Below are 20,828 nucleotides of genomic sequence, written 5' to 3' on the forward strand. Positions count from 1 at the left end.
TCAGTTCCAACAGGTGGGATTAGCGATGAAATCAACAGATGGCACGGCGGCCGTGGAGAAAGCGCTGGATGTACTGGAGGCCATTGGCTCGGCGGCGCAGGGCCTGAACCAGCTGCAGTTGGCCGAACAGGTGCAGCTGCCACGTACCACGCTGTACCGCATATTGGGCAGTCTGGTGGAACGTGGCATGGTCCGCCGCGACCCGTTGCGCAAGGTATACCGCCTGGGTTTTCGCTATCTGGAACTGGTGCGCAACGCTTATCTCAAGCCTGATCTGGTGGCGGCAGCCAGCGTCGAGCTGCGGGCGCTGCGCGACCTGACGGGGGAGACCTCCTACCTGGCGGTGCTCGATGGCAATCAGGTGATGTCCCTGGAGCGCTGCGACGGTGCCCACACCACACGTTCGGCGGCGGCGTTGGGGCGCAGCAAGCCGGTGTATTGCACCGGGCAGGGCAAGGCCATCCTCAGCGCCATGAAAGAGGCCGAGCGCGAGCAAATTCTCAAGGGCCTGCCGCTCATCGAACTGACCCCGAAAACCCTCACCGACCGACGTCAGCTGCAGATCGAGCTGCAGGTCACCGGTGCCCGTGGCTATGCCATCGATGACGAGGAGATTGTGCTCGGCGTCCGCTGTGTGGCGGCGCCGATCGTCGATGACAACGGCGTGGTGCAGGGCGCCCTCAGCGTCGCCGGTCCGGCCTATCGCCTGCCGCGCAGCCGCCTCGAACTGCTGGGTCCGGAGCTGGCCGAGGCAGCGCGGCGGGTGGGTGCGCAACTGCGGGTGGCCCAGGCCGGGGCGGCGGATGGCACCATCCGGACGGTGGGTGGCAACTGGTCGTTTTTTGGCTCCTTTCCGCGGTGGTCGGCAGCGCGCCAGTGCCTGTATTGGGCCGACACCCTGGCGCCGGCGATCCACGTGCTGGAGCAGGGGGAGGAGCGTGTGCTGGTGCGCTTCGATTCGCCCATCAGCGGCCTCGAACTATTGACAGATGGCTTGCTGGTCAGCCATGGCAACGGCTGGAGTCGGGTCGATTTCGACGGCGTCGAGCGGCCGTTGCAGGATTGGCCAGGCAAGGGCCTGCTGTGCCTGGCGCTGCACCCGGATGGCTCGCCCTGGGCCTGTATCGCCACGGCGGGCGGTTGCAGGTTGGGTGAGTTGAGCGGCGGCCAGTTGCGCGATCCGCTGAGCGTCGCCGAGCCCATCGCCGCCTTGCGTTGGGACGCCAGCGGCACCCAGCTGTACGCCAGTGCGCCGCAGAGCGGCAGCATCTATCGCGTGCAAAAAGGCACCCAGAGCTTGCGCCGCCTGGCAACGCTGGCCAAGGGCGCGGGCAGCCTCGGGGGGCTGGCCATCGACGGCCAGGGCGGTATCTGGACGACCCTCAGCGACGGCTGGAGCCTGGTGCGTTTCAGTGAGGATGGCAGCCTCGATCGCATGATCGGCCTGCCGGTGCCATGTCCCACCGACCTGTGTCTGGGTGGCGTGGAGGGTGACCAGCTGTGGATCACCACCTCGCGCCAATCACTGAACCGCGAGACCTTGGTCAACGCGCCGGCTTCGGGTTATCTGCTGTCGTTGCGACCGGCGGATATCGTCGAGCCTGCGGGTGGGCGTTGATGATTTGTTTCCCGCCTCTCGCCTCTCGCTTGCTGTCTTGCGCAATGCTGGGCTCGACCCGATATTTTGTATCGAGGATGCAAGATCAATAACCAGAAATCTTAACATTTGCGACTAATTACCATTTACAAGCCTGAGTATTTTGTTACATTTGCGCTCCCGCACGTAGCCCTTGGCCATCTACCTGCACGTCTAGCGCGCCGGTTTCCACCAAGGAGCAACGTGCATTTTGCCTAGCTCAGGAACCACAAGATGCTCCGTCCCGTTCTGTCCGCCCTGACCGCAGCCATTGCGATCGGGCTGTCCACTGCTGCATCGGCAGCGCCTGTTCACCTGGATCTGCCAGCCCAGCCATTGGCGACTTCTCTGAGTCAGCTTGGCAAGGCCAGCGGCCTGCAGGTGACGTTCGATCCGCAAACCGTGGCCGGCAAACACGCGCAAGCGCTGCGGGGCGATCTGGAGCCGGCACAGGCGTTGCAACAGTTGCTGGCGGGCAGCGGGCTGACCTCAAGCGTCGAGGGCCATTCGGTACGCGTCGTGCAGCAGGCGTCGGGAGCGGTGACCCTGGACGGTGTCAACATCAACGCTAACGCAGACACCAGCCTCGCCGGTGTCGCCACCACCGAAGGTACGAAGTCCTACACCACCGGTTCAATGAACACCGCGACCAAGCTCAATCTGTCGATTCGCGAGACGCCGCAGTCGGTGAGCGTGATCACTCGTCAGCGCATGGAAGATCAGGGCATGAATGACCTGAACGATGTGGTCAAGTTCGCGCCAGGGGTGACCTTGCACAAGACCGCCTCCGATCGGCAGGAGTTTCTGGCGCGCGGCTTCAAGATCGACAACATCATGTACGACGGGCTGCCGACCAGCATCAGCACCTACACCCAAGACGTGATCTCGTCGGCGGACTTGAGCATCTACGACCGCGTCGAGGTGGTGCGCGGGGCGACCGGCTTGATGACCGGCGCCGGCAGCCCGGCGGCTACTCTCAACCTGGTGCGCAAGCGTCCGACCGCCACGCCGCAGGTCAGCGTCACTACCAGCGCGGGTAGCTGGGATCGCTATCGCACCGAGGTGGATGCCTCCAACAAGCTCAACGACTCGGGCACTCTGCGCGGTCGCGTGGTCGCGGCCTATCAGGACCAGCACAGCTTCGCCGACGTGCGCGAGAACCAGCGCCAGACGTTCTACGGCATTCTCGAAGCCGACCTCAGCGATAGCACCACCTGGACCCTGGGCGCCTCCAAGCAGCGGGACGACAACACCTCGGACTGGGGCGGCTTGCCCAGCGGGCCGAACGGTGAAGACCTGCACCTGGCGCGCTCGACCTTTCTGAGCAACGACTGGTCGTACTGGGACAAGGACAACGTCAGTGTCTTCACCGATGTCACCCACCGTTTCGATAACGGTTGGACCGGCAAACTGGCTGCCGCCAAGATCTGGGCCGATGCGGACACCTTTTCCAGCTATCCGGGCTACAGCTCCGCCACCGGCTGGAGCCAGTATTCGGGCAAGTACATCGACAGTGATGATCAGACCAACCTGGATGCTTCTCTCTCGGGGCCGTTTCAATTGTTCGGACGCGAGCACGAACTGGCGGTGGGGGCGAGCTATCGGCGCGAGAAGTTCGACCAATACGGTGGCTGGACCGACGGCACGCCGATCGACATCTATCACTTGGATCACAGCGCGATCGCCAAGCCCAGCGTCGACATGACTAAATGGCAGTTGCGAAATACGGCCACCGAAAAGGCCGCCTATGCGGTCGCCCGTTTCAATCCGATCGATCCGCTGCACGTCATCATCGGCAGCCGTATCAGCTGGTACGACTACGACGACCGGTCGGGGACGGGTGACTACAACGTGAGTCAGGAGGTGACACCGTACGCCGGTGTCATCTACGACCTCAACGACACCTATTCGCTGTATGCCAGCTACACGCAGATCTTCAAGCCGCAGAGCCAGTTGGACGTCAATAAGACCGTGCTGGATCCGATGTCGGGTGAAAACTACGAGATCGGCCTCAAGGGCGAGTATTTCGACAAGACCCTGAACGCCTCGGTGGCATTATTCGATATGGTTCAGAAAGACCGCGCCTACGCGGTTCAGGACCCGCAGATCAATTGCCCATCCTATCCCCAGGCGTGCTACGCCGCTGCAGGCAAGGTCCGCAGCCAGGGTATCGATGCCGAGTTGACGGGGGCCCTCACACCCGATTGGCAGTTCTCCGCCTCCTATACCTACGTGCTCAGCCAGTACGTCGAGGACGCTACCAAGAGCAACGAAGGCAAGCTGTTCGCACCTGAACAGCCCAAGCACCTGTTCAAACTGGCGACCAACTACAACTTGCCGGGTGAGTTGAACAAATGGCGGGTGGGTGCGGATCTGTTCGCGCAGAGTGCGACGTTCAACCGGGTCGGGACGGGCACTGCCGATCAGAAGGCCTATGGCATCGTCGGCCTGATGACCGGCTACAAGTTCGACGACCATTGGGATGGCCGTGTGAACTTCAACAACGTCTTCAATACGCGCTACTGGCAAGGGATCCCGAAATCCGGCGGCGCCGGCCAGTACGGCGACCCACGCAACCTGATGTTCTCGCTCAAGTGGACGCTCTGATCCCTCGCGCTTGAACGCTGCCGATAAACCCCGCACACGCGGGGTTTATCATTTCTGCTCAGGGTTCGTTGCGCTCCTTGATGAAGTCCACGAACGCCCGCAGTGGCGCGGGCAGATGCTTGCGTCCGGGGTAGTAGAGGAACGGCCCGCTGAACGCCGGCCACCACTCTTCGAGTACCGGCTCCAGTGCACCGCTGTCCAGGTACGGCCGCAGCCAGTCTTCGAACAGATACACCACGCCCAGGCCGCGCACGGCGGCATCGACCGCCAGGTCGACGGCGCCGCCGATGCTCACCTGCAGCGGCCCGGTAGGGTCGACGCGCAGGCTGTCTTCGCCGCGCTCGAACTCCCAGACCGGTACGTTGCCGCTGGGGAACTTGCCGCGCAGGCACGCGTGATCGAGCAACTCGCGGGGGTGCGCGGGGCGGCCGGCGCGGTCCAGGTAAGCCGGCGCGGCGGCTGCTGCGAAGCGCTGCACGCGGGGGCCGATGGGCACGGCGATCATGTCCTGCTCCAGGCGCTCGTCGTAGCGGATGCCCGCATCGAAGCCGGCGGCGAGCATGTCGACGAAGCTTTCCTCGGCGACCACCTCGAGGCGGATATTCGGGTAGGCCTGGAGGAACGGCGTAATGATTGCCGGCAGCACCAGGCGCGCGGCACTGACCGGCACGTTGAGGCGCAAGGTGCCAGCGGGGCGGTCGCGAAAGTGATTGACCACATCCAGCGCTGCCTCGACCTCGTCCAGCGCCGGTACCAGCCGCTCCAGCAGGCGGCTGCCGGCTTCGGTAGGGGCGACGCTGCGGGTGCTGCGGTTGAGCAGGCGCACGCCCAGGTGGGCTTCGACCCGGCGCACGGCGTCGCTGAGGCTCGAGGCGGACTTGCCACTGAGCCGCGCACCTTCCCGAAAGCCCCCGGCTTGCACCACGGCGCGCAAGGCCAGCAGGTCTTGCAGATCGGTTTTCATTGTTCGCTCTCCCGTACAACCCGTGCCGATTTCACTCCATTATCACGCAGGGGGTCAACGCCTATAGTGCCTGGGTGCTCATATCCAGCGTTTACCCCAGGAGACTCATATGCCTCATGCACTGCACTTCCAGCTTGGCGACCGTCAGGTCAACCGCGTCGGCTACGGCGCCATGCAACTGGCCGGCCCCCAGGTGTTCGGTCCGCCCAAGGATCGCCAGGCGGCGCTCACCGTGTTGCGCGAGGCCGTTGCGGCAGGCGTCAATCACATCGACACCAGCGATTTCTACGGTCCGCACATCACCAATCAGCTGATCCGCGAAGCGCTGGCGCCTTACCCGCAGGACCTGACGCTGGTCACCAAGGTCGGCGCCATGCGCGGCAGCGATGGCTCCTGGAACCCGGCGCAAAGCCCGGCCGAGCTGGTGCAGGCGGTGCACGACAACCTGCGCAACCTCGGCCTCGAGGCTCTGGACGTGGTGAATTTCCGCGCCTGGGGCAATATGCACGAGCCCAAGGAAGAGTCACTCGAGGCGCAGTTCTCGGCGCTGGCCCAGTTGCAGCAGCAAGGCCTGATCCGCCATCTGGGCGTGAGCAACGTCACGGCCGCGCAGGTCAAGCAGGCGCAAGGCATCGCCAAGGTGGTCTGCGTGCAGAACTTCTACAACCTCTCGCAACGCGGCGATGACGCACTGGTCGACGAGCTGGCCGCTCAGGGCGTCGCCTATGTGCCGTTCTTCCCGCTGGGCGGCTTCAGCCCGCTGCAATCCGAGGCGCTGAATCAGGTCGCACAGCGTTTGCAGGCCACACCGATGCAGGTCGCACTGGCCTGGCTGCTGCAACGCGCGCCGAACATCCTGCTGATCCCCGGCACCTCCTCGGTCGCTCACCTGCGCGAGAATCTGGCTGCGGCCGAGCTGGTGCTGCCGAGCGAGGTGCTGGGCGAGCTGGACGGGATAGGTGGGGCGGGGGTTTAGAGACGGTGGCTAGCCGTCAGGGCGCGCTCTGATAGACTACGCAAGCCGATGTCCAACAGGATTAGCCATGCGCCCCTCAGCCGCCCTGCATAACAAAGAAGCCGCGATCCGTGAAGTCGTCGGGCGTTTTCGGACTGCCAATCCAAGGATCTTCGGTTCGGTATTGGCGGGTACAGATCAAGACGGCAGCGATCTGGATCTGCTGGTAGACGCGCTCCCTGGCGCTACCTTGTTCGACCTAGGGGGGCTGCAGGCTGAGCTGGAAGATCTTCTAGGCGTGACGGTCGACGTGCTCACTCCTGGCGATTTGCCGATCAAGTTCCGGGCTCAGGTAGTCGAACAGGCCCGTCCGGTATGACCGAACAGCGACTGGGTGATTACTTAGAGCATATTCGTCAGGCGGCGCAGGATGCGCTGATCTTTGTCGATGGCTTCGATAAAGACGACTTCCTGGACGACAAACGGACCCAGCAGGCGGTAATCATGAGCTTGATTATTCTGGGCGAGGCTTCGACCAAGATCATGGATCGATACCCTGAATTCACTGCAGGTCATCCTCAGGTCCCATGGCGAAGCATGCGCAATATGCGTAATCGAATTGCCCATGGTTACTTCGATATCAACCTGGATATCGTCTGGGACACTTTGAAATTGGCGCTTCCTGAATTGCTTGTGATTCTTCCCGGGACCGAATAGTCACCCGCGCCCAAACCTCACCAGCACCGCTTCGATAAACCGCCTCAGCTTCGCCGTGCGCTGGCGATTGGCGGTGTACAGCAGATGCATCTCGCGGCTCGGCGCCGCGTAGTCGGTGAGCAGTTGCACCAGTTCGCCGCTCTGCAGCGCCGGTTGGAGAAAGTCCACAGGCCCCAGCACAATGCCGAAGCCGTCCAGCGCGGCGGTGAGCAGGGCCTTGCTTTCGTTGACCTGCAAGCGGCTGTTGACCCGCACGCTATAGTGCTCAGCCCCTTGGCTGAATTGCCATTCGCGCTCGGCGGGGCGTGCCCAGTAGGTGTAGCTCAGGCATTCGTGCGCCTGCAGGTCGGCGGGGGTGCGTGGTGTGCCGCGCTCGGCCAGATACCGCGGCGCCGCGCAGGCCGCCAGTCGGTAGGGTGCCAGCGGCCGCGCGGTCAGACTGGAGTTGTTCAGCGGGCCGATGCGAAAGGCCACTTCGTAACCCTCTTCAACGATATCGATGAAGCGATCGGTCAGGTGCAGGTCGATCTCGACCTCGGGATGCTGCCGTAGAAATTGCGTGATGAACGGCATCAGCACGTAGGAGCCAAAGGCTACCGGCGCGGTGATCCTGAGTTTGCCGCGTGGGGTGTCGTTCATGATCTGCGCCAGCGAATCGGCGGCCTCGGCTTCGCTCAGAATGTGCTTGCAGCGCTCGTAATAGGCACTGCCCAGCTCGGTCAGGCTCTGCCGGCGAGTGGTGCGGTTGAGCAGGCGCGCGCCCAAGTGTCGTTCAAGCGCCGCGACATGTTTGGCGACCATTTGCGCCGACAGGCCCAAGCGCTCGGCAGCGCTGGCATAAGAGCCGAATTCCGCAGCCATGACGAAAGCGCCCATGCTGGTCAGGCGGTCCATGATTCACTACTCCTGGTAACGAGACTAAGTCGGCAATGGCGATTTATCTACGCCTGATGGCGAATCATCATAGACCTTGTCTTGTTCAACAGCAGAGTATTCACATGAAAATCGGAATCATCGGTGCAGGTTTCATTGGCCGCAGTGTCGCGCAGCTGGCCCTCGCGGCGGGGCATGAAGTAATGCTCAGCAATTCTCGCGGGCCCAAGAGTCTGAGCAGTGTGATGAGTAATCTGCCGGGCAGTCAGGTGGGTACCGTCGAGCAGGCGGCGCAGTTTGGCGATTTGGTATTGCTGGCCATCCCCTTCGAGCATTACCGCAGCATCGCGGCCCGGTGGCTGGAGGGCAAGACGGTGCTGGATGCCAACAATTATTACCCGGAACGCGACGGCCACATCGCCGCGCTGGATCGCTTCGAAACCACCACCAGCCGCCTGCTCGCCGAACATCTGTGCGGGGCGAGGGTGGTCAAGGTGTTCAACGCGATCCTGGCCCAGGACCTGTTGCAGGACGGCCGCCCCCGCGGCGCCGCCGACCGCCGCGCGCTGCCCATCGCAGCGGATGATGCGCAGGCCGCGCAGCAGGTCATCAAGTTGCTCGATGAGCTCGGTTTCGACGCAGTGGATGCCGGCAATCTGGATGACAGCTGGCGCTTCGAACGGGCCAAGCCGGCCTATTGCAGACCGTTTGACCAGGCCGGCCTCAAGCAAGCGCTGGCTGCGGCAGAGCGGCAGGTGGAACTGCCCCATGGCTCTTGGCGGCACTGAGCGTAGGGGCCCTTCCTAGACATCCAATTGCGACGATTCACCCGTGCGCATAGCGCGCTGCCTCGGGCACCGGCTCGGCCTGCGACTGCACACCCAACTGGCCCAGCAACTTCGCCCGCAACGCCTGAAAGCCGTGCTGACCGGTGTGGCGTGCGCGCGGCAGATCGATCTGCAACTGCTCGGCAATACGCCCGTCGGCCAGCACGATCACTCGGTCGGCCAGCAGGATGGCTTCATCCACGTCGTGGGTCACCAGCAGCACCGCAGGGTTGTGTTTGCGCCACAGCTCGATGATCAACTCGTGCATGCGGATCCGCGTCAGTGCATCCAGCGCCGCAAAGGGTTCGTCGAGCAACAGCAGTTCCGGTTCACGCACCAGGCCGCGGGCCAGGGCCACGCGCTGCGCCTCGCCGCCGGACAAGGTCGCCGGGTAGGCATTGAGGCGATGGGCCAGGCCGACCTCGGTCAGTGCCTCGATGGCGCGTGCCTTGGCGTTGTCGACGTGCAAACCCAGCACGACGTTTTTCCAGGCGCGCTTCCAGGGCATCAACCGCGGTTCCTGAAACACCGCCGCGCGCGCCTTGGGCACGCGCAAGCGACCGCTGTCGATGCTGTCCAGGCCCGCGAGAGTGCGCAGCAAGGTGGTCTTGCCTGAGCCGCTGGCACCCAGCAAGGCGACGAATTCACCCGCAGCGATGTTCAGGTCCAGGCCGTCGAGCACGCGTTGGTCGCCGAACTGGCGCACCAGATTGTGCAACTGCACCGGCGCGTTCTGGCTCCCGGAAGCGTCAGCGATTGCCATGCGTCAAGTCCTTGTAAAAGTGGGGCGCCAGGCCAGCGCGAAACGTTCCAGGGTGCGAATCAGGCCATCGATCAACAACCCCAGCACGCTATAGATCAGCAAGCAGATGACGATCACATCGGTGCGCATGAAGTCCCGCGCGTCGCTTGCGAGAAAACCGATGCCGGCCGTGGTGTTGATCTGCTCGACGAACACCAATGCCAGCCACGACACACCCAAGGCGTAACGCAGGCCGACGAAGAACGACGGCAGGGCGCCCGGCAGGATCACGTGCCAGATCAACTCGGCGCGATTGAGGCCCAGGGTGTTGGCCGCCTCGATGAGTTTGGGGTCGATGTTGCGAATACCGGAAAAAAGGTTCAGGTACACCGGGAAGGTGGTGCCCAGTACGATCAGGGCGACCTTGGTGAACTCGCCGATGCCGAACCAGAGGATGAACAGCGGCACCAGCGCCAAGGAGGGGATGGTGCGCAGCATTTGCATGGGTGAATCGAGGATCACCTCGCCGCGCTTGGACAGGCCACTGATCAATGCGGCAACCACGCCGATACTGACGCCGATCACCAGCCCCGCCACCGCCCGTTGCAGCGACACCAGCAGGTTTTTCGCCAGCTCGCCGGAGAGGATCATCGCCCACAGCGTATCGCCGATCTGCGAGGGCGCGGCGATGACACGCGAGGGCAGCCAGCCAAGCTGCGAGCTCAGTTGCCAGAGCAGCAGTATCGCCAGCGGGCTGATGCAGCGAATCACCCAAGCAGGCAGCCGGGGTTTTCGTGCTGCGGCTCGCGCCACTGCGGCGGCCGGTTTATCGATGATCAGCGTGGCCGACGCAGAGCGCTGGGAAGTAGTCATGGGGCGTCCGAAATAGCGATTGGCCGGCCCATCCTAGGGGTATTAAAAACGCCAGTGAAAGTTTATTTGTGAATAACCTCAGATCTTTCCAGATGATCTATTTTAATAACGGGACTTGATGAGATTCGTAATATTTATAATATGCCTGGTCAGTGACCCAGCATCTTGCCCACGATGTACAGCACTATCATCACCAGGAAGAAGCCTATCCTGGCCCAGGGTATGCGCACCTGACCGCGCTGGGACAGGCGGGTCAGCAGTGCACCCCCTGCGAATATCAGCGCGAAGGTCGGCCAATAGAACCCCGGGACGACCGCAGTACGGTCGGCGGCGAAGTCCGCCAATACCCAGCAGGGCAACAAATGACGCAACACCAGCAGCCGCGTGCCTTGGCAATACCAGTGTTGCGGCAGCATCTTGCGGGTCAGCCAGATATCCAGGCGGCTCATCTTTATGGCCAGTTGGCGCCAGAGCCAGTGCAGCGCGGTACCGGCGAACAGCAGCAGCGGCACCATGACCACCGAGTCGACCACCAGTGTGGCACCGAGATCGCCCGGTTTGTCACCTGTCGGTGCCAGCACGTTGGCGCAGGCCATCACCAGCGCAATAGCCAGCCAGAGATAGAAGTAGATCGCGTTATTGACTGGGGCGCTTTGCCAGTCCCGCCAGTTTTCCAGCAACGGCATGCCAAGGTGCTGCGCTACCTCTGGGTACTGGTAGGCGAGGGCGTCGCTCAGCGCTTCGCAGGCTTGCCAGTCTTCGGCCTTGAAACGGTCCGCCATGGCGCGGCGGCGGGCGTCACTCATGGGCTTGAGCAGAAACGCCGCAGCCCGCTCACGCGCTTGCTTGGGGGGGTCCTGTTGCAGCTCACGCTGCAGGGTATCGGCCCAGGCGGCCGCTTCGCAGCGGCGGATCAACGCGCCCCAGCGCCAGTGGTTGCACGGCAGATCACCGCGCTCCTCATCCCAGCCCATCGCTTGAGACACACGCTCGAAAAACGCCGGCGACCAGCGTGGTGCACCTTCGAGCCATTCGAGGACGTCCTGTTCGAACTGTTGGCGACGATCGAACGGCAGCAGCCAATCGCTGGCGAGCCACAGCTGCAAGGCTTCGAACACCGGACGTTCATGCCCCTCGGCCAGCCATTCACGCATCTGCGCCAGGGAGACATCCGGGGCGCTGGCGCTGGATATGAACTCGAAAGGCGCAGGGTTGACCTGGGTGGGGGACAGTTGCCGCGGTGGCACGGTTGGCGCCGGGGTCGCCAGCGGTTCGAGCGTCGGCGCCATCTGCGGCGCAACCTCGGGCGCCGGTGTCAACGCCGGGCTGGGCGCTGATTCAATCGGTTCTTGCGCGTACACGTCGGCGCGCCAGCGTGCCTCTTGCAGCGCTGCATCGTAGGCCTCGCGCAAGCGCTGAAAGGCCGCAGCGTCTTCGTCCGGGCGATGGATCTTGAGCAGCCGCGCATAGGCGCGCTTGATGCTGCGCTCGTCGGCTTCGGGTTCCAGTTGCAGGAGTTGCCAGTGCCCCATGGCCGCCTACCCCTCGAGCTCGAATTGCACGAGGCGCGCCATGATATCGCTGTGCGCCTCGCGGATCTGGCGTTCGTCCTGAGTGTCCAGCAACTGCTGAAACTGCCCGGCCAGGTGCGCCATGTACTGGCGGCGGTCGCCGAGGTTTTCCTGGTAGAGACGGTCGAGGCGGGCCAGCAGCAGGGTGTTGGTCTGCTGGTCGCGCGGGTGCACCTTGAGCGCCTGCAGGGCGGCCAGGCGTTGGGCGATCTCTTCCTTGGCGAGCACGCCGGGGTTGTTCTCGATCACCAGCAGGCGGGTTTCACCATTGATCGGCAAATGCACCTGGGCTTCGAGCAAACCGTTGTTGTCGTAGGTAAAGCGCACCTCGAGGTCGACCTCGCCAGCCTTGCGCGGCGGCACGGGGATTTCCAGTTCGCCGAGGTAGATGTTGTTCTTCACCAGCCGGCTTTCGCCTTGGTAGATCCTGACGATGACCGCGCTCTGCTCGTCGCGCAGGGTGGAGACGGTTTGCGAGCGACTGATCGGCACCACGCTGTTGCGTTCGATGATCGGCAGGTAGTGACCCGCCTGATAGCCTTGACCTTGGCGCACCGAGGTCTCGATACCCAAGGTATAAGGGCAGACATCGGTCATGACCACTTCTTCGAGCGAGGCGTCGCGGGCCTTGAGCGCTGCCTGAATGGCCGCGCCCTGGGCCACGACTTCATCCGGATTGAGCTGCATCGCCGGGATGCGGCCGAACAGGGTGGCGACCAGCTTGCGCACCAGAGGCATGCGCGTGGTGCCGCCGACCAGCAGCACTTCGTCGAGGTCCGCGGCTTTGATCCGCGCATCGCGCAGGGCGCGCTCGATGGGCGCACGCAGGCGATCGAGCAACGGCTGGACGATCTCGAACAGATCATCCTGGGTCAGGTCCAGGTGCCATTCCTGATCATCGGCGCGCAGGGTAAATCGCGCCTGCTGGGTGGTGCCCAGAGCGTGGCGCACGCGTTGTGCTTCGCGGCGCAGGCGTTGGTTGATGCCGGGGCGAGTGGTATCCGGCAAGGCGGTACCGAGCTTGGCGATGAAGTGGGCCACCAGGCGATCATCGAAATCCTCACCGCCGAGGAAGTTGTCGCCAGCGCTGGCACGCACCTCCATCACCCCTTCGAACAGCTCCAGCACCGACACGTCGAAGGTGCCGCCCCCCAGGTCGAAGACCAGAAAAGTGGTCTCGTCCTTCTGGTGCAAACCGTAGGCGAGGGCGGCGGCGGTGGGTTCGTTGATGAGCTTTTCGACCTTCAGCCCGGCCAGCTCGCCCGCGATACGCGTGGCCTTGCGCTGGGCGTCGCTGAAGTACGCCGGCACGCTGATCACTGCCTCGGTGACCGGTTGGCCCAAGGCGCGCTCGGCGTCGGCCTTGAGGCTGCCGAGCAGCATCGCCGAGAGCTCTTCGGGGCGATAGGCCTTGGTACCCAGGCGGGTTTCCTGGGCGCTGCCCATGTGCCGCTTGAACAGCGCGGTGGTCAAATGAGGGTGTGTCTGCAGGCGTTCGCGGGCGATGTCGCCGGCCACCAGTTGGCCCTGGTCGTCGAGGCCGACGACGCTGGGGGTGAGCAAGTTGCCCAGGGCATTGGGCAGCAGGCGCGCCTGTTCGCCATCCCAGGCGGCGACCAGGCTGTTGGTGGTGCCCAGGTCGATGCCGATAATCATGACCACGCTTCCTTGTGTGCAGCGCAGGGCTCTGGAGTCGGCCCCGGCGCGAAGCCGGCTATTAGAACGGCGCGCGCGGTCTGAGTAAAGAGCAGGATGTCGGGGTGTGTGCCAGGCAACGTTTTACCGGGCACGCAGGGGTGTGCAAGGGGTCACGTCAGCCCTGCGCGGCGGCATAGGCCAGCACTGGTTCGCCCGCCAGCACCTCGGAGTGCAAACCATTCACGCCGACAGGAATATCGCCGACCAGGGTAATGCGGTAGAGCTGGCGGTCGTGATTCAATTCGGTGAGTTCCCTGGGCGCCAGATGCGCGGTGGAACGGTTATCCCAGAAGGCGATGGCGCCTTCGCTCCATTTGAAGCGCACGGTGAATTCCGGCTGGATCACGTGCTCGAACAGCAGCGCCAGCAACTGCTCGCTTTCGCGCGGGGTGAGACCGTCGATGCGCTTGAGAAACCCCGGGCTCACGTACAGGCTCCTGCGCCCGCTTTCGGGATGCACGCGTACCAGCGGATGCAGGCTGACCAGTTCGCGCGCGGCCACCTTGTCATGGAACTCGCGCTTGCCGGCCATGCCTTCGGGGGCAGTGAAGCGGTGCTCGCCGCGCAGGGTTTCAAGGAAGCCGCGCAGGGTCGGCGACAAGGCGTCGTAGGCGGCTTCAAGGTTGGTCCACTGGGTGTCGCCACCGAAGGGCGGGATGGTCACGCCGCGTAGGATCGAGGCCGCCGGGGGATTGATCGCCGCAGTTACGTCGGTGTGCCAGCCGGTCCAGGGGCGGATCAGCTTGGGGCCTTCGAAGCGCTTGCCAAAGCGCGTCTTGCTCACCGAATACACCTCGGGGTAGCCCTCCACCGAACCGAATACCGGGTGGCCGACGGTGAGTTCGCCGAACTGCCGGGCAAAACCTATGTGTTGCTCGTGGCTGAGGGGCTGGTCGCGGAAGAAAATCACCTTCCACTGGATCAGCGCCTGGCGAATCGCCGCGACCTGTTCGGCGGGCAACGGCTCGCGCAAGTCGACGCCGCTGATCAGTGCCCCGATGTTCAAGGCCAGTGGTTCGATATGGAGCGGATGCGACATGCGGGACACCTGCGGCAGACGACGGAAATAGCGCACGAGGTTATGCCGAGCGCCAGTGTCGGCAAAAATAACGTTGCGCTATAGGCCGCTGCGTTTTGTATCTATTGGCGGCCGGGAGCGTGGCCAATGAACGTAGTGCCCGAGTCGGTGCGCAGCCTGCGCTGGGGCGGGGCCTATGAGCATTCGTGGTGGATGGACGCTGCGCAGGACCTGAGCGTGGTGACGTTCACCAATACGCTGTACGAGGGGATGTCGGGGCGTTTTGTGGCTGAGTTGCGGGATGCGGTGTAGGCGCAGATTGCGCTGGATCGGGGGGCTGAGTGGGTGAGCGATTGTCCGTTCGGGTCGAGGGCAAGCGTGATGCCAAGGTAAATAGCGTCAGCCATTGACCCAGCGAGCGTAGAAAGCCAGCACGGGTCTCAGCGGCCTGATTGTTTCAGTTGCTCTTAGCGTTCAGCTTGCGCAGCTCTTCATAGGTCGCGGACTGCACGAACCAGAAGCCCGATACGATGCACCAGCTGAGCGTGCCGACCACGAAGGTGCCCACGCCCGCCAGAAAGCTGTGGAAGACCATGACGATTGCCGTGAGCCAGATCACGCCCAAGGCAATGTAGAGGACGGTGTTGTTGACGCTGATAACGAAGTCTTTCATGACGGATCCCTGTAAAAAACGATATAGACCTCCGTCGTGGAGGCCGAGCGTCGCGGTGATGTTTTTGAAATGGTAGAACTTATATCAATCTTCTACCGCTTCAGTGCGGGCTAACCACCATTAGATAGATAGCCATCACCACCCACACTACGGAGATATACTGCATCGGCACCCAGAACAGCGTGTGCTTCTTGCGAAACACCACTTCGTTGCCGGTATCTTTGTCGATGTAGGAATTACCCGCTTGATTATTCAAGCGGTGGCCGATATACGCGCTGAGGGCAGCACCTACCAATAAACCAAGGCCCATGCCAAACGGGAGTTTGGGGAAGAGCAGCGTGCAGACGACCGGGATCGCCACTGCCAGAAAGCCCCATCCTTGCCATACGATAAAAAACATTCCACGTCCTTGATGAATTTTCGTGGCGCGCAATCTAGCAAAAAGACTAGACGGCTGCAACAGTTGAAAACAGATATCATTTACATATTCTGTAGGTGCCTTGGCTATTGAGACTGAGTCCACATAAATACAACTTGAGTGGGACCCACATTGATTTGTAGTTGCGTTCGTGGTTGCTCGCGTATTGGGCAGTGCGTATCGCCTATCCGTTTGCAAGTTCTCTGAAGTGAGTACTTTACCGATAACGCGGCGGGGTCGTGGAGGCGCAAGTTCCAGGTCATTGCGCGGGCACTCGCCGGCCCCCTGAACGCCGGCGCGGCAGGTTCTGTACCTCGACGATTGAGCTATAGTCGCCAACATTGCAGCCCCTCAGGAGATCTCCCTTGGCCACGGCCTACTACTGCAAGCCCCTGCCATCCCCCGTCGGCGTGCTCACTCTGGTGGCCAGTGACAGCGGCCTGACCGCCATCCTCTGGGAGGTCGAGCGCCCCAATCGCGTGCGCCTGGGCGAGATGATGCCGGTCGACAGCCACGTAGTGCTGGATGAAACCGCGCGGCAGCTGGATGAGTACTTCGCCGGTCAGCGGCAGCGCTTCGAGCTGCCACTGGCTTTCGTCGGCACGGCCTTCCAGCAGAAAGTCTGGCAGGCGCTGTTGACCATTCCCTTCGGCCAGACCCGCACCTATTCGCAGATCGCCGCGCAGATCGGCCATCCCACTGCCGTGCGCGCGGTGGGCGCCGCCAACGGGCGCAACCCCATTTCGATCGTCGCGCCCTGCCATCGGGTGATCGGTGCATCGGGGGAACTGACCGGGTTCGCCGGTGGCTTGTTGGCCAAGCAGGTGCTGTTGAAGATCGAGTTTGGTGCGGGGGCCTTAGCGCTCGGCACCGGTACGCCGGGCAGGCGCAGCAAGTGGGTCACTGCCGAGCAGGCGAAGATGCAGCAGTCACTGGATTTCTGAGGGCAGCGTATGAAGCAGGTAGCGGGCATGCCCGTGGACGAGATCGAACTGCCATTGCGCGCGCCCTTCGATTGGCAACGCATGCTGCGATTCTACGGCGGGCGCTCCAGCGCCGGGGTCGAGACGGTAGAGGATGGCTGCTATATCAGGACCCTGGATTGGCAGGGTGACAGCGGCCTGCTGCGAGTGCGCCAGGATTCACATCGACCGTGCCTGATTGCGCGACTCGAAGGCCCGGCCAGTCGCCATCTGGCGGCGCTGGAGGGCAAGCTGATGCACATGTTCGACCTGTACACCGACCCGGCCCAGGTGCGCGAGGGCCTGAGTCGGGATCCCTGGTTGCAGCGCTTGACCCGCCAGGCGCCGGGGCTGCGGATTCCTGGCGCATGGTCGGCCTTTGAACTGGTGGTGCGCACCATTGTAGGCCAGCAGGTCAGCGTCAAGGCCGCGACCACCATCACCGGGCGCCTGGTAGCGCGGGCAGGGCGACCGGCTGAGGGTCCCAGCCATGAGGGTGCGGCGTGGCAGTTCCCGACGCCGGCCGCCTTGGCAGCGGCGGATTTAAACCTGATCGGCATGCCGACCAAGCGTGTTGCGGCTCTGCAGAATTTTGCCCAGGCCGTGGCTGACGGTTTGCCCATCGACGCTCCTGCCCTCGCGACCGGGGCCAGCGACATTGCGGCGCTGCGCAAAGCCTTGCTGGGGTTGCCGGGCATCGGCCCCTGGACTGTGGAGTACGTGGCCATGCGCGCGTGGCGCGATACCGACGCCTGGCCCGGCAGCGACCTGGTACTGATGCAGGCCATTGCCCGTCAACACCCGACGTTGCTCAAGCCCGCGCAGCAGGCAGTATGCAGTGAAGGATGGCGACCCTGGCGGGCCTATGCCGCCATGCACCTGTGGAACGAGATTGCCGATCAAGCAGGTACACAGCGCGGCGGTTAGGCCGATACGCCCGGCGCTTATCTACGACGCATCATCAACACTGCCAGCACCACACCCACCGCCGCAATCGCGCTGGCGATCACCCCCAGCGATTGCAAACCGAAGTGTCCAATCCCGATGCCACCGAAGATCGCGCCCAGGCCGATCCCGGCGTTGGCAGCGGAGATGTTCATGGTTGCCGCCAGCGCCTGAGCCTTGGCCCCGGCCTGCATCACGCGCACCTGGCAGATCGGGAACAGCGCCGTGTAAGCGACACCCCAGGCGATCAGCGCCAGCACCAGGCCAACACGATTGTCCGCCAGGGGCACGGTCGCCAGCATCCCGGCAGCGAGGACCAACAGAAACAGCACCATCGCCCCCAACGGTGTACGGTCCACCAGCCGCCCGCCGATCTGGTTGCCGATCATGCCCACCGCACCGAAGCCCATCAGCCACCAGCCGACCTGGCCAGCCGGCACGTGCGCCAGGCGTTCGAGGATGTCGGCCAGATAGGTGTAGGCGGTGAACATCGCCGTGAAGGCCAGAATCGACAGCAGTACGTGGGCCAGAAAACGCGGTTCCTTGAGGATCGCCGTCTGCTTTTCACCGGCTGCCTTGACCGGCGAGGCCGGCAATGTCGGCATGCACAGTTGCAACAACGCCGCGATCAGCAGCGACAGCGCCACCAGAATCCAGAAACTGCCGCGCCAACCCACCGTGTCCGCCGCCAGGGTGCCCAGCGGCACGCCGAACACCAGCGCCGCGCTGATGCCCAGGTACACCTTGGACACGCCTTTGCCTTCGTTGCCCGGCCCGGCCAATTGCCCGGCGGTCTCACTGGCGGTGCCCCAGAACACCGGCAAGCCCAGCGCCGGAATGAAGCGCGCCAGAGCCAGCACCCAGATATTGGTCGACAGCGCCGCCAGCGCGTTGGACGCGGCGAACACCAGCAGGATGCCGATGAACAGCTTCTTGCGATCCAGATGAGCCAGGCGCGCGGTCAGGAACGGCCCGAACAGCATCACGGTGAAGGCGAACAGGGTGACCACCTGGCCGGCCAGGGCGACGGAGATGTTCATGTCACGCGCCAGCGCCGGCAGCAGGCCGACGATCAGGAACTCAGTGGTGACGATAATGAACGCGGCAACGGCCATGATCAGAATCTGCAGGCCACTGCCTGCGTGCGGCAGGGCAGGGGCTTGCGCCGTGGAAGAGGTTGGCATCGCAATCACACTCGAAAAGAAATTTGCGCGAGTCTATTGAAGAATTAAGCGCGGATCTTGGCTATATATGCTCGAATGGCCTGAATCAGATTCATCAATAGGGCTCGCCATGTTTGCTTCAGAACGCCTCAAGGGCATCGATGTGTTTGTCTGCGTAGCCGACCAAGGCAGCTTTACCGCTGCCGCCGAGCGCCTCAATCTCAGCAGCTCGGCGGTCAGCAAGGGCATTGCGCGCCTCGAGAATCGCCTGGGCACTCGTCTGTTCCAGCGCACCACCCGGCGACTGGCGCTGACCGATGCCGGCACAACCTTTTATCGCACCTGCACTCAGGTGCTGGCCGATCTCGAAGAGGCCGAGCTGGCGCTGGACATCGAGAACACCGAACCCCGTGGGCGAGTGCGTATCGACCTGCCGGCCTCATACGGCAGGCTGCATGTATTGCCGGCCATTCTGCGCTTCGTCGCCGACCACCCACTGTTGCTGCCGCACATCTCGTTCTCCGATCGCTTCGTCCAGCCGGTGGAAGAGGGCATCGATATCGTCGTGCGCATTGGCGGCCCTGACGCCTGGCCGGCCGCCCTCGGGCATCGCTATCTGGGTGCGCAGCGCTTGATATTCTGCGCTTCGCCGCAGTACCTGCAGGCCCATGGCGAGCCGCTCGACGAACGCGACCTCGAACAGCACAGCTGCGTGGTCTACGGCGATGGCAACGGCATGGCCAATCCCTGGTATTTCGCCGGCGCGCAACCGGGTGAGATGGAGCGGCGCGTCATGCCCGCGCGCATCGCGGTCGGTGACGGCGAGGGGCAGTTGATGGCGGTGCAGGCCGGGCAGGGCATCGCGCAGCTGCCCACCTGGCTGGCGTCGCGGTATTTGCAGGACGGCAGTGTCGTGGAAGTGCTGCCGCACCTGGCCACCGATGGCTTGCAGATGAATTTGGTGTGGCTCAAGAGCCGCGAGATGCAGCCCAAGGTGCGGGCACTGCTGGATATGCTTGCCGAGTGCCTGACGCCTTCGGGGGCCAACCCTCTCGCGACCGGGCTCGGGCTTGCACCGCGGGCAGTGCAGTGAAGGGGCTTGCCCCGAATCGACTGGCTGTACGGCCCACCACTGGGTCACGACGCTTCTGCCGTAATCCAGCACAGTGGGGCGCTGCGCTAATGTTTAATCGAAAGACGCCGACAGCCTTGGAAGTAACAGCGCATTCGTGCGCCGACCTGCTATGCCTATAACAAAAGCAATAACTCCATCGAGGGTCATGAATATGCGCAGTCTTTCCATCAGTCGACGGCTTTGGCTCATTCTGGTTGTCGCGGTGCTGATGCTAGTGGTGATGTCCGGGGCCATGCTCAAGCAGATTCACGATGACCTCTACGACGCCAAGGCACTGAAAACCATGCACGTGGTGCAGACCGCCAATGGCGTGCTGGAGTATTTCCAGGGCCTCGAAAAGGCCGGCACCCTGACCCGTGAACAGGCCCAGCAACAGGCCATCGAAGCCATTCGCGCGCTGCGCTACAACCAGACCGATTACTTCTGGATCAACGACTTGCGCCCCGTGATGATCATGCACCCGACCAGCCCCAAGTTGGTGGGCCAGGATCTGTCGGGCATCAAGGACCCGGACGGTTTCCAGGTGTTCAACGAGATGGTCACCGTGGCCAAGACCAAGGGCGCGGGGATGATCAACTACCGCTGGCCCAAACCGGGCGCCAGTGAGCCAGTGGCCAAGACCTCCTACGTGAGCCTGTTCGCGCCCTGGGGCTGGATCATCGGCTCGGGGGTGTATGTCGACGACGTGCAGGCCGAGTTCGTGCATCAGGTCTGGAAAGCCTCGTCGATCAGTCTGGCGATCATTGTGGTGATGATGGCGCTGCTGGTGATGATCTCGCGCAGCATTCTCGGCCCGCTCAATACCACCGTGCAGGCCATGGCCAATATCGCCAGCGGCGAAAGCGACCTGACGCGCAGCCTGTCCACCGATGGCAATGACGAGGTCACCCAATTGGCCCGGCACTTCAATGGCTTCACCGCCAAGCTGCGCCGGGTGGTCGGCGAGCTGCAGCAATCGGCCACTGGCCTTGGCCAGGCATCGCTGGAACTGGGCAGCAACGCCGATCAGGCGCAAGCGCGCAGCCAGCAGCAATCCGAGCAGATGGAGCTG

Annotated in this window: 18 protein-coding genes and 3 pseudogenes; 11 read left to right on the forward strand and 10 right to left on the reverse strand. The window is 63.3% G+C overall.

All coding sequences use genetic code 11. From position 1 onward, the window contains the following. Positions 1 to 25 precede the first annotated feature (25 nt). Both REH34_RS26185 and REH34_RS26190 read left to right on the forward strand, forming a co-directional pair. The gene (locus REH34_RS26185) at positions 26 to 1,618 is read left to right on the forward strand and encodes an IclR family transcriptional regulator C-terminal domain-containing protein (RefSeq protein WP_311969726.1); all 1,593 of its coding nucleotides are present in this window, start codon (positions 26 to 28) and stop codon (positions 1,616 to 1,618) included. Between the two features lie 252 nt (positions 1,619 to 1,870). Then, positions 1,871 to 4,243 (forward strand): TonB-dependent siderophore receptor, encoded by a 2,373-nt coding sequence (locus REH34_RS26190; RefSeq protein WP_311969727.1) that lies wholly within the window; start codon positions 1,871 to 1,873, stop codon positions 4,241 to 4,243. Between the two features lie 58 nt (positions 4,244 to 4,301). Here the strand turns inward: REH34_RS26190 and REH34_RS26195 are convergent, their stop codons facing one another. Then, complete coding sequence (locus tag REH34_RS26195) at positions 4,302 to 5,207, reverse strand: LysR family transcriptional regulator (RefSeq protein WP_311969728.1); 906 nt, start codon at positions 5,205 to 5,207, stop codon at positions 4,302 to 4,304. Between the two features lie 109 nt (positions 5,208 to 5,316). Here REH34_RS26195 and REH34_RS26200 point away from each other — a divergent pair, with 109 nt between their 5' ends. From REH34_RS26200 to REH34_RS26210, 3 genes are all read left to right on the forward strand, one after another. Beyond that, complete coding sequence (locus tag REH34_RS26200; protein WP_311969729.1) at positions 5,317 to 6,183, forward strand: aldo/keto reductase family oxidoreductase; 867 nt, start codon at positions 5,317 to 5,319, stop codon at positions 6,181 to 6,183. A 67-nt stretch (positions 6,184 to 6,250) separates the two neighbouring features. Beyond that, positions 6,251 to 6,541 carry a nucleotidyltransferase family protein gene (locus REH34_RS26205; RefSeq protein ID WP_311969731.1) on the forward strand — a complete coding sequence of 97 codons (291 nt, stop codon included), beginning with the start codon at positions 6,251 to 6,253 and terminating at the stop codon, positions 6,539 to 6,541. Continuing rightward, entirely contained in the window at positions 6,538 to 6,879 is a 342-nt protein-coding gene (locus tag REH34_RS26210) for a DUF86 domain-containing protein (RefSeq protein WP_311969732.1), read from the forward strand. The genes REH34_RS26205 and REH34_RS26210 overlap by 4 nt, the downstream gene beginning before the upstream one ends. Here the strand turns inward: REH34_RS26210 and REH34_RS26215 are convergent, their stop codons facing one another. Then, a complete protein-coding gene (locus REH34_RS26215) occupies positions 6,880 to 7,773 on the reverse strand; it encodes a LysR family transcriptional regulator (RefSeq protein WP_311969733.1) in 894 nt (297 codons plus the stop codon). 104 nt (positions 7,774 to 7,877) lie between these two features. Between REH34_RS26215 and REH34_RS26220 the strand changes: the two genes are divergently transcribed. Then, positions 7,878 to 8,540 (forward strand): NADPH-dependent F420 reductase, encoded by a 663-nt coding sequence (locus tag REH34_RS26220; protein ID WP_409373185.1) that lies wholly within the window; start codon positions 7,878 to 7,880, stop codon positions 8,538 to 8,540. 37 nt (positions 8,541 to 8,577) lie between these two features. On the opposite strand, the gene REH34_RS26225 is transcribed toward REH34_RS26220, so the two are convergent. The 5 genes and pseudogenes from REH34_RS26225 to REH34_RS26245 all read right to left on the reverse strand — a co-directional run bounded on the left by REH34_RS26225 (position 8,578) and on the right by REH34_RS26245 (position 14,502). After that, positions 8,578 to 9,342 carry an ABC transporter ATP-binding protein gene (locus REH34_RS26225; RefSeq protein WP_311969734.1) on the reverse strand — a complete coding sequence of 255 codons (765 nt, stop codon included), beginning with the start codon at positions 9,340 to 9,342 and terminating at the stop codon, positions 8,578 to 8,580. Positions 9,343 to 9,345: 3 nt separating this feature from the next. Continuing rightward, positions 9,346 to 10,086: pseudogene (locus REH34_RS26230) on the reverse strand (ABC transporter permease subunit); the annotation flags it as partial. 257 nt (positions 10,087 to 10,343) lie between these two features. After that, positions 10,344 to 11,726: a hypothetical protein gene (locus REH34_RS26235; RefSeq protein WP_311969735.1), complete on the reverse strand. Its 1,383-nt coding sequence runs from the start codon at positions 11,724 to 11,726 to the stop codon at positions 10,344 to 10,346. A gap of 6 nt (positions 11,727 to 11,732) precedes the next feature. After that, the gene (locus REH34_RS26240) at positions 11,733 to 13,421 is read right to left on the reverse strand and encodes a molecular chaperone HscC (RefSeq protein ID WP_311969736.1); all 1,689 of its coding nucleotides are present in this window, start codon (positions 13,419 to 13,421) and stop codon (positions 11,733 to 11,735) included. Positions 13,422 to 13,578: 157 nt separating this feature from the next. Next, complete coding sequence (locus REH34_RS26245; RefSeq protein WP_311969737.1) at positions 13,579 to 14,502, reverse strand: TauD/TfdA family dioxygenase; 924 nt, start codon at positions 14,500 to 14,502, stop codon at positions 13,579 to 13,581. A gap of 156 nt (positions 14,503 to 14,658) precedes the next feature. Here REH34_RS26245 and REH34_RS26250 point away from each other — a divergent pair. Further along, positions 14,659 to 14,793 (forward strand): annotated as a pseudogene (locus REH34_RS26250) (serine hydrolase); the annotation flags it as partial. Between the two features lie 145 nt (positions 14,794 to 14,938). On the opposite strand, the gene REH34_RS26255 reads toward REH34_RS26250, so the two are convergent. Next, positions 14,939 to 15,154, reverse strand: a complete 216-nt coding sequence (locus REH34_RS26255; RefSeq protein ID WP_226502008.1) for a hypothetical protein — start codon at positions 15,152 to 15,154, stop codon at positions 14,939 to 14,941. Between the two features lie 100 nt (positions 15,155 to 15,254). Continuing rightward, positions 15,255 to 15,554, reverse strand: coding sequence for a hypothetical protein (locus REH34_RS26260; protein ID WP_311969739.1), 300 nt, complete (start codon positions 15,552 to 15,554; stop codon positions 15,255 to 15,257). A gap of 383 nt (positions 15,555 to 15,937) precedes the next feature. Between REH34_RS26260 and REH34_RS26265 the strand changes: the two genes are divergently transcribed. Beyond that, positions 15,938 to 16,516: a methylated-DNA--[protein]-cysteine S-methyltransferase gene (locus tag REH34_RS26265; RefSeq protein ID WP_311969740.1), complete on the forward strand. Its 579-nt coding sequence runs from the start codon at positions 15,938 to 15,940 to the stop codon at positions 16,514 to 16,516. 9 nt (positions 16,517 to 16,525) lie between these two features. Then, positions 16,526 to 17,461 (forward strand): DNA-3-methyladenine glycosylase, encoded by a 936-nt coding sequence (locus tag REH34_RS26270; RefSeq protein ID WP_226502010.1) that lies wholly within the window; start codon positions 16,526 to 16,528, stop codon positions 17,459 to 17,461. 17 nt (positions 17,462 to 17,478) lie between these two features. Here the strand turns inward: REH34_RS26270 and REH34_RS26275 are convergent, their stop codons facing one another. Continuing rightward, positions 17,479 to 18,663 carry an MFS transporter gene (locus REH34_RS26275; RefSeq protein WP_311969741.1) on the reverse strand — a complete coding sequence of 395 codons (1,185 nt, stop codon included), beginning with the start codon at positions 18,661 to 18,663 and terminating at the stop codon, positions 17,479 to 17,481. Between the two features lie 109 nt (positions 18,664 to 18,772). Between REH34_RS26275 and REH34_RS26280 the strand changes: the two genes are divergently transcribed. Further along, a complete protein-coding gene (locus REH34_RS26280) occupies positions 18,773 to 19,735 on the forward strand; it encodes a LysR substrate-binding domain-containing protein (protein ID WP_311969742.1) in 963 nt (320 codons plus the stop codon). A 274-nt stretch (positions 19,736 to 20,009) separates the two neighbouring features. Continuing rightward, positions 20,010 to 20,696: pseudogene (locus tag REH34_RS30390) on the forward strand (cache domain-containing protein); the annotation flags it as partial. Positions 20,697 to 20,828 lie beyond the last annotated feature (132 nt).

The sequence above is a fragment of the Pseudomonas baltica genome (genome assembly GCF_031880315.1).
In the GTDB taxonomy this organism is placed as follows: domain Bacteria; phylum Pseudomonadota; class Gammaproteobacteria; order Pseudomonadales; family Pseudomonadaceae; genus Aquipseudomonas.

What these genes read in the sequence shown, in the direction of transcription:
- REH34_RS26185 (WP_311969726.1), top strand. Translation starts at nt 26, where the DNA reads ATGAAATCAACAGATGGCACGGCGGCCGTGGAGAAAGCGCTGGATGTA.
- REH34_RS26190 (WP_311969727.1), top strand. Translation starts at nt 1,871, where the DNA reads ATGCTCCGTCCCGTTCTGTCCGCCCTGACCGCAGCCATTGCGATCGGG.
- REH34_RS26195 (WP_311969728.1), bottom strand. Translation starts at nt 5,207, where the DNA reads ATGAAAACCGATCTGCAAGACCTGCTGGCCTTGCGCGCCGTGGTGCAA.
- REH34_RS26200 (WP_311969729.1), top strand. Translation starts at nt 5,317, where the DNA reads ATGCCTCATGCACTGCACTTCCAGCTTGGCGACCGTCAGGTCAACCGC.
- REH34_RS26205 (WP_311969731.1), top strand. Translation starts at nt 6,251, where the DNA reads ATGCGCCCCTCAGCCGCCCTGCATAACAAAGAAGCCGCGATCCGTGAA.
- REH34_RS26210 (WP_311969732.1), top strand. Translation starts at nt 6,538, where the DNA reads ATGACCGAACAGCGACTGGGTGATTACTTAGAGCATATTCGTCAGGCG.
- REH34_RS26215 (WP_311969733.1), bottom strand. Translation starts at nt 7,773, where the DNA reads ATGGACCGCCTGACCAGCATGGGCGCTTTCGTCATGGCTGCGGAATTC.
- REH34_RS26220 (WP_409373185.1), top strand. Translation starts at nt 7,878, where the DNA reads ATGAAAATCGGAATCATCGGTGCAGGTTTCATTGGCCGCAGTGTCGCG.
- REH34_RS26225 (WP_311969734.1), bottom strand. Translation starts at nt 9,342, where the DNA reads ATGGCAATCGCTGACGCTTCCGGGAGCCAGAACGCGCCGGTGCAGTTG.
- REH34_RS26235 (WP_311969735.1), bottom strand. Translation starts at nt 11,726, where the DNA reads ATGGGGCACTGGCAACTCCTGCAACTGGAACCCGAAGCCGACGAGCGC.
- REH34_RS26240 (WP_311969736.1), bottom strand. Translation starts at nt 13,421, where the DNA reads ATGATTATCGGCATCGACCTGGGCACCACCAACAGCCTGGTCGCCGCC.
- REH34_RS26245 (WP_311969737.1), bottom strand. Translation starts at nt 14,502, where the DNA reads ATGTCGCATCCGCTCCATATCGAACCACTGGCCTTGAACATCGGGGCA.
- REH34_RS26255 (WP_226502008.1), bottom strand. Translation starts at nt 15,154, where the DNA reads ATGAAAGACTTCGTTATCAGCGTCAACAACACCGTCCTCTACATTGCC.
- REH34_RS26260 (WP_311969739.1), bottom strand. Translation starts at nt 15,554, where the DNA reads ATGTTTTTTATCGTATGGCAAGGATGGGGCTTTCTGGCAGTGGCGATC.
- REH34_RS26270 (WP_226502010.1), top strand. Translation starts at nt 16,526, where the DNA reads ATGAAGCAGGTAGCGGGCATGCCCGTGGACGAGATCGAACTGCCATTG.
- REH34_RS26275 (WP_311969741.1), bottom strand. Translation starts at nt 18,663, where the DNA reads ATGCCAACCTCTTCCACGGCGCAAGCCCCTGCCCTGCCGCACGCAGGC.
- REH34_RS26280 (WP_311969742.1), top strand. Translation starts at nt 18,773, where the DNA reads ATGTTTGCTTCAGAACGCCTCAAGGGCATCGATGTGTTTGTCTGCGTA.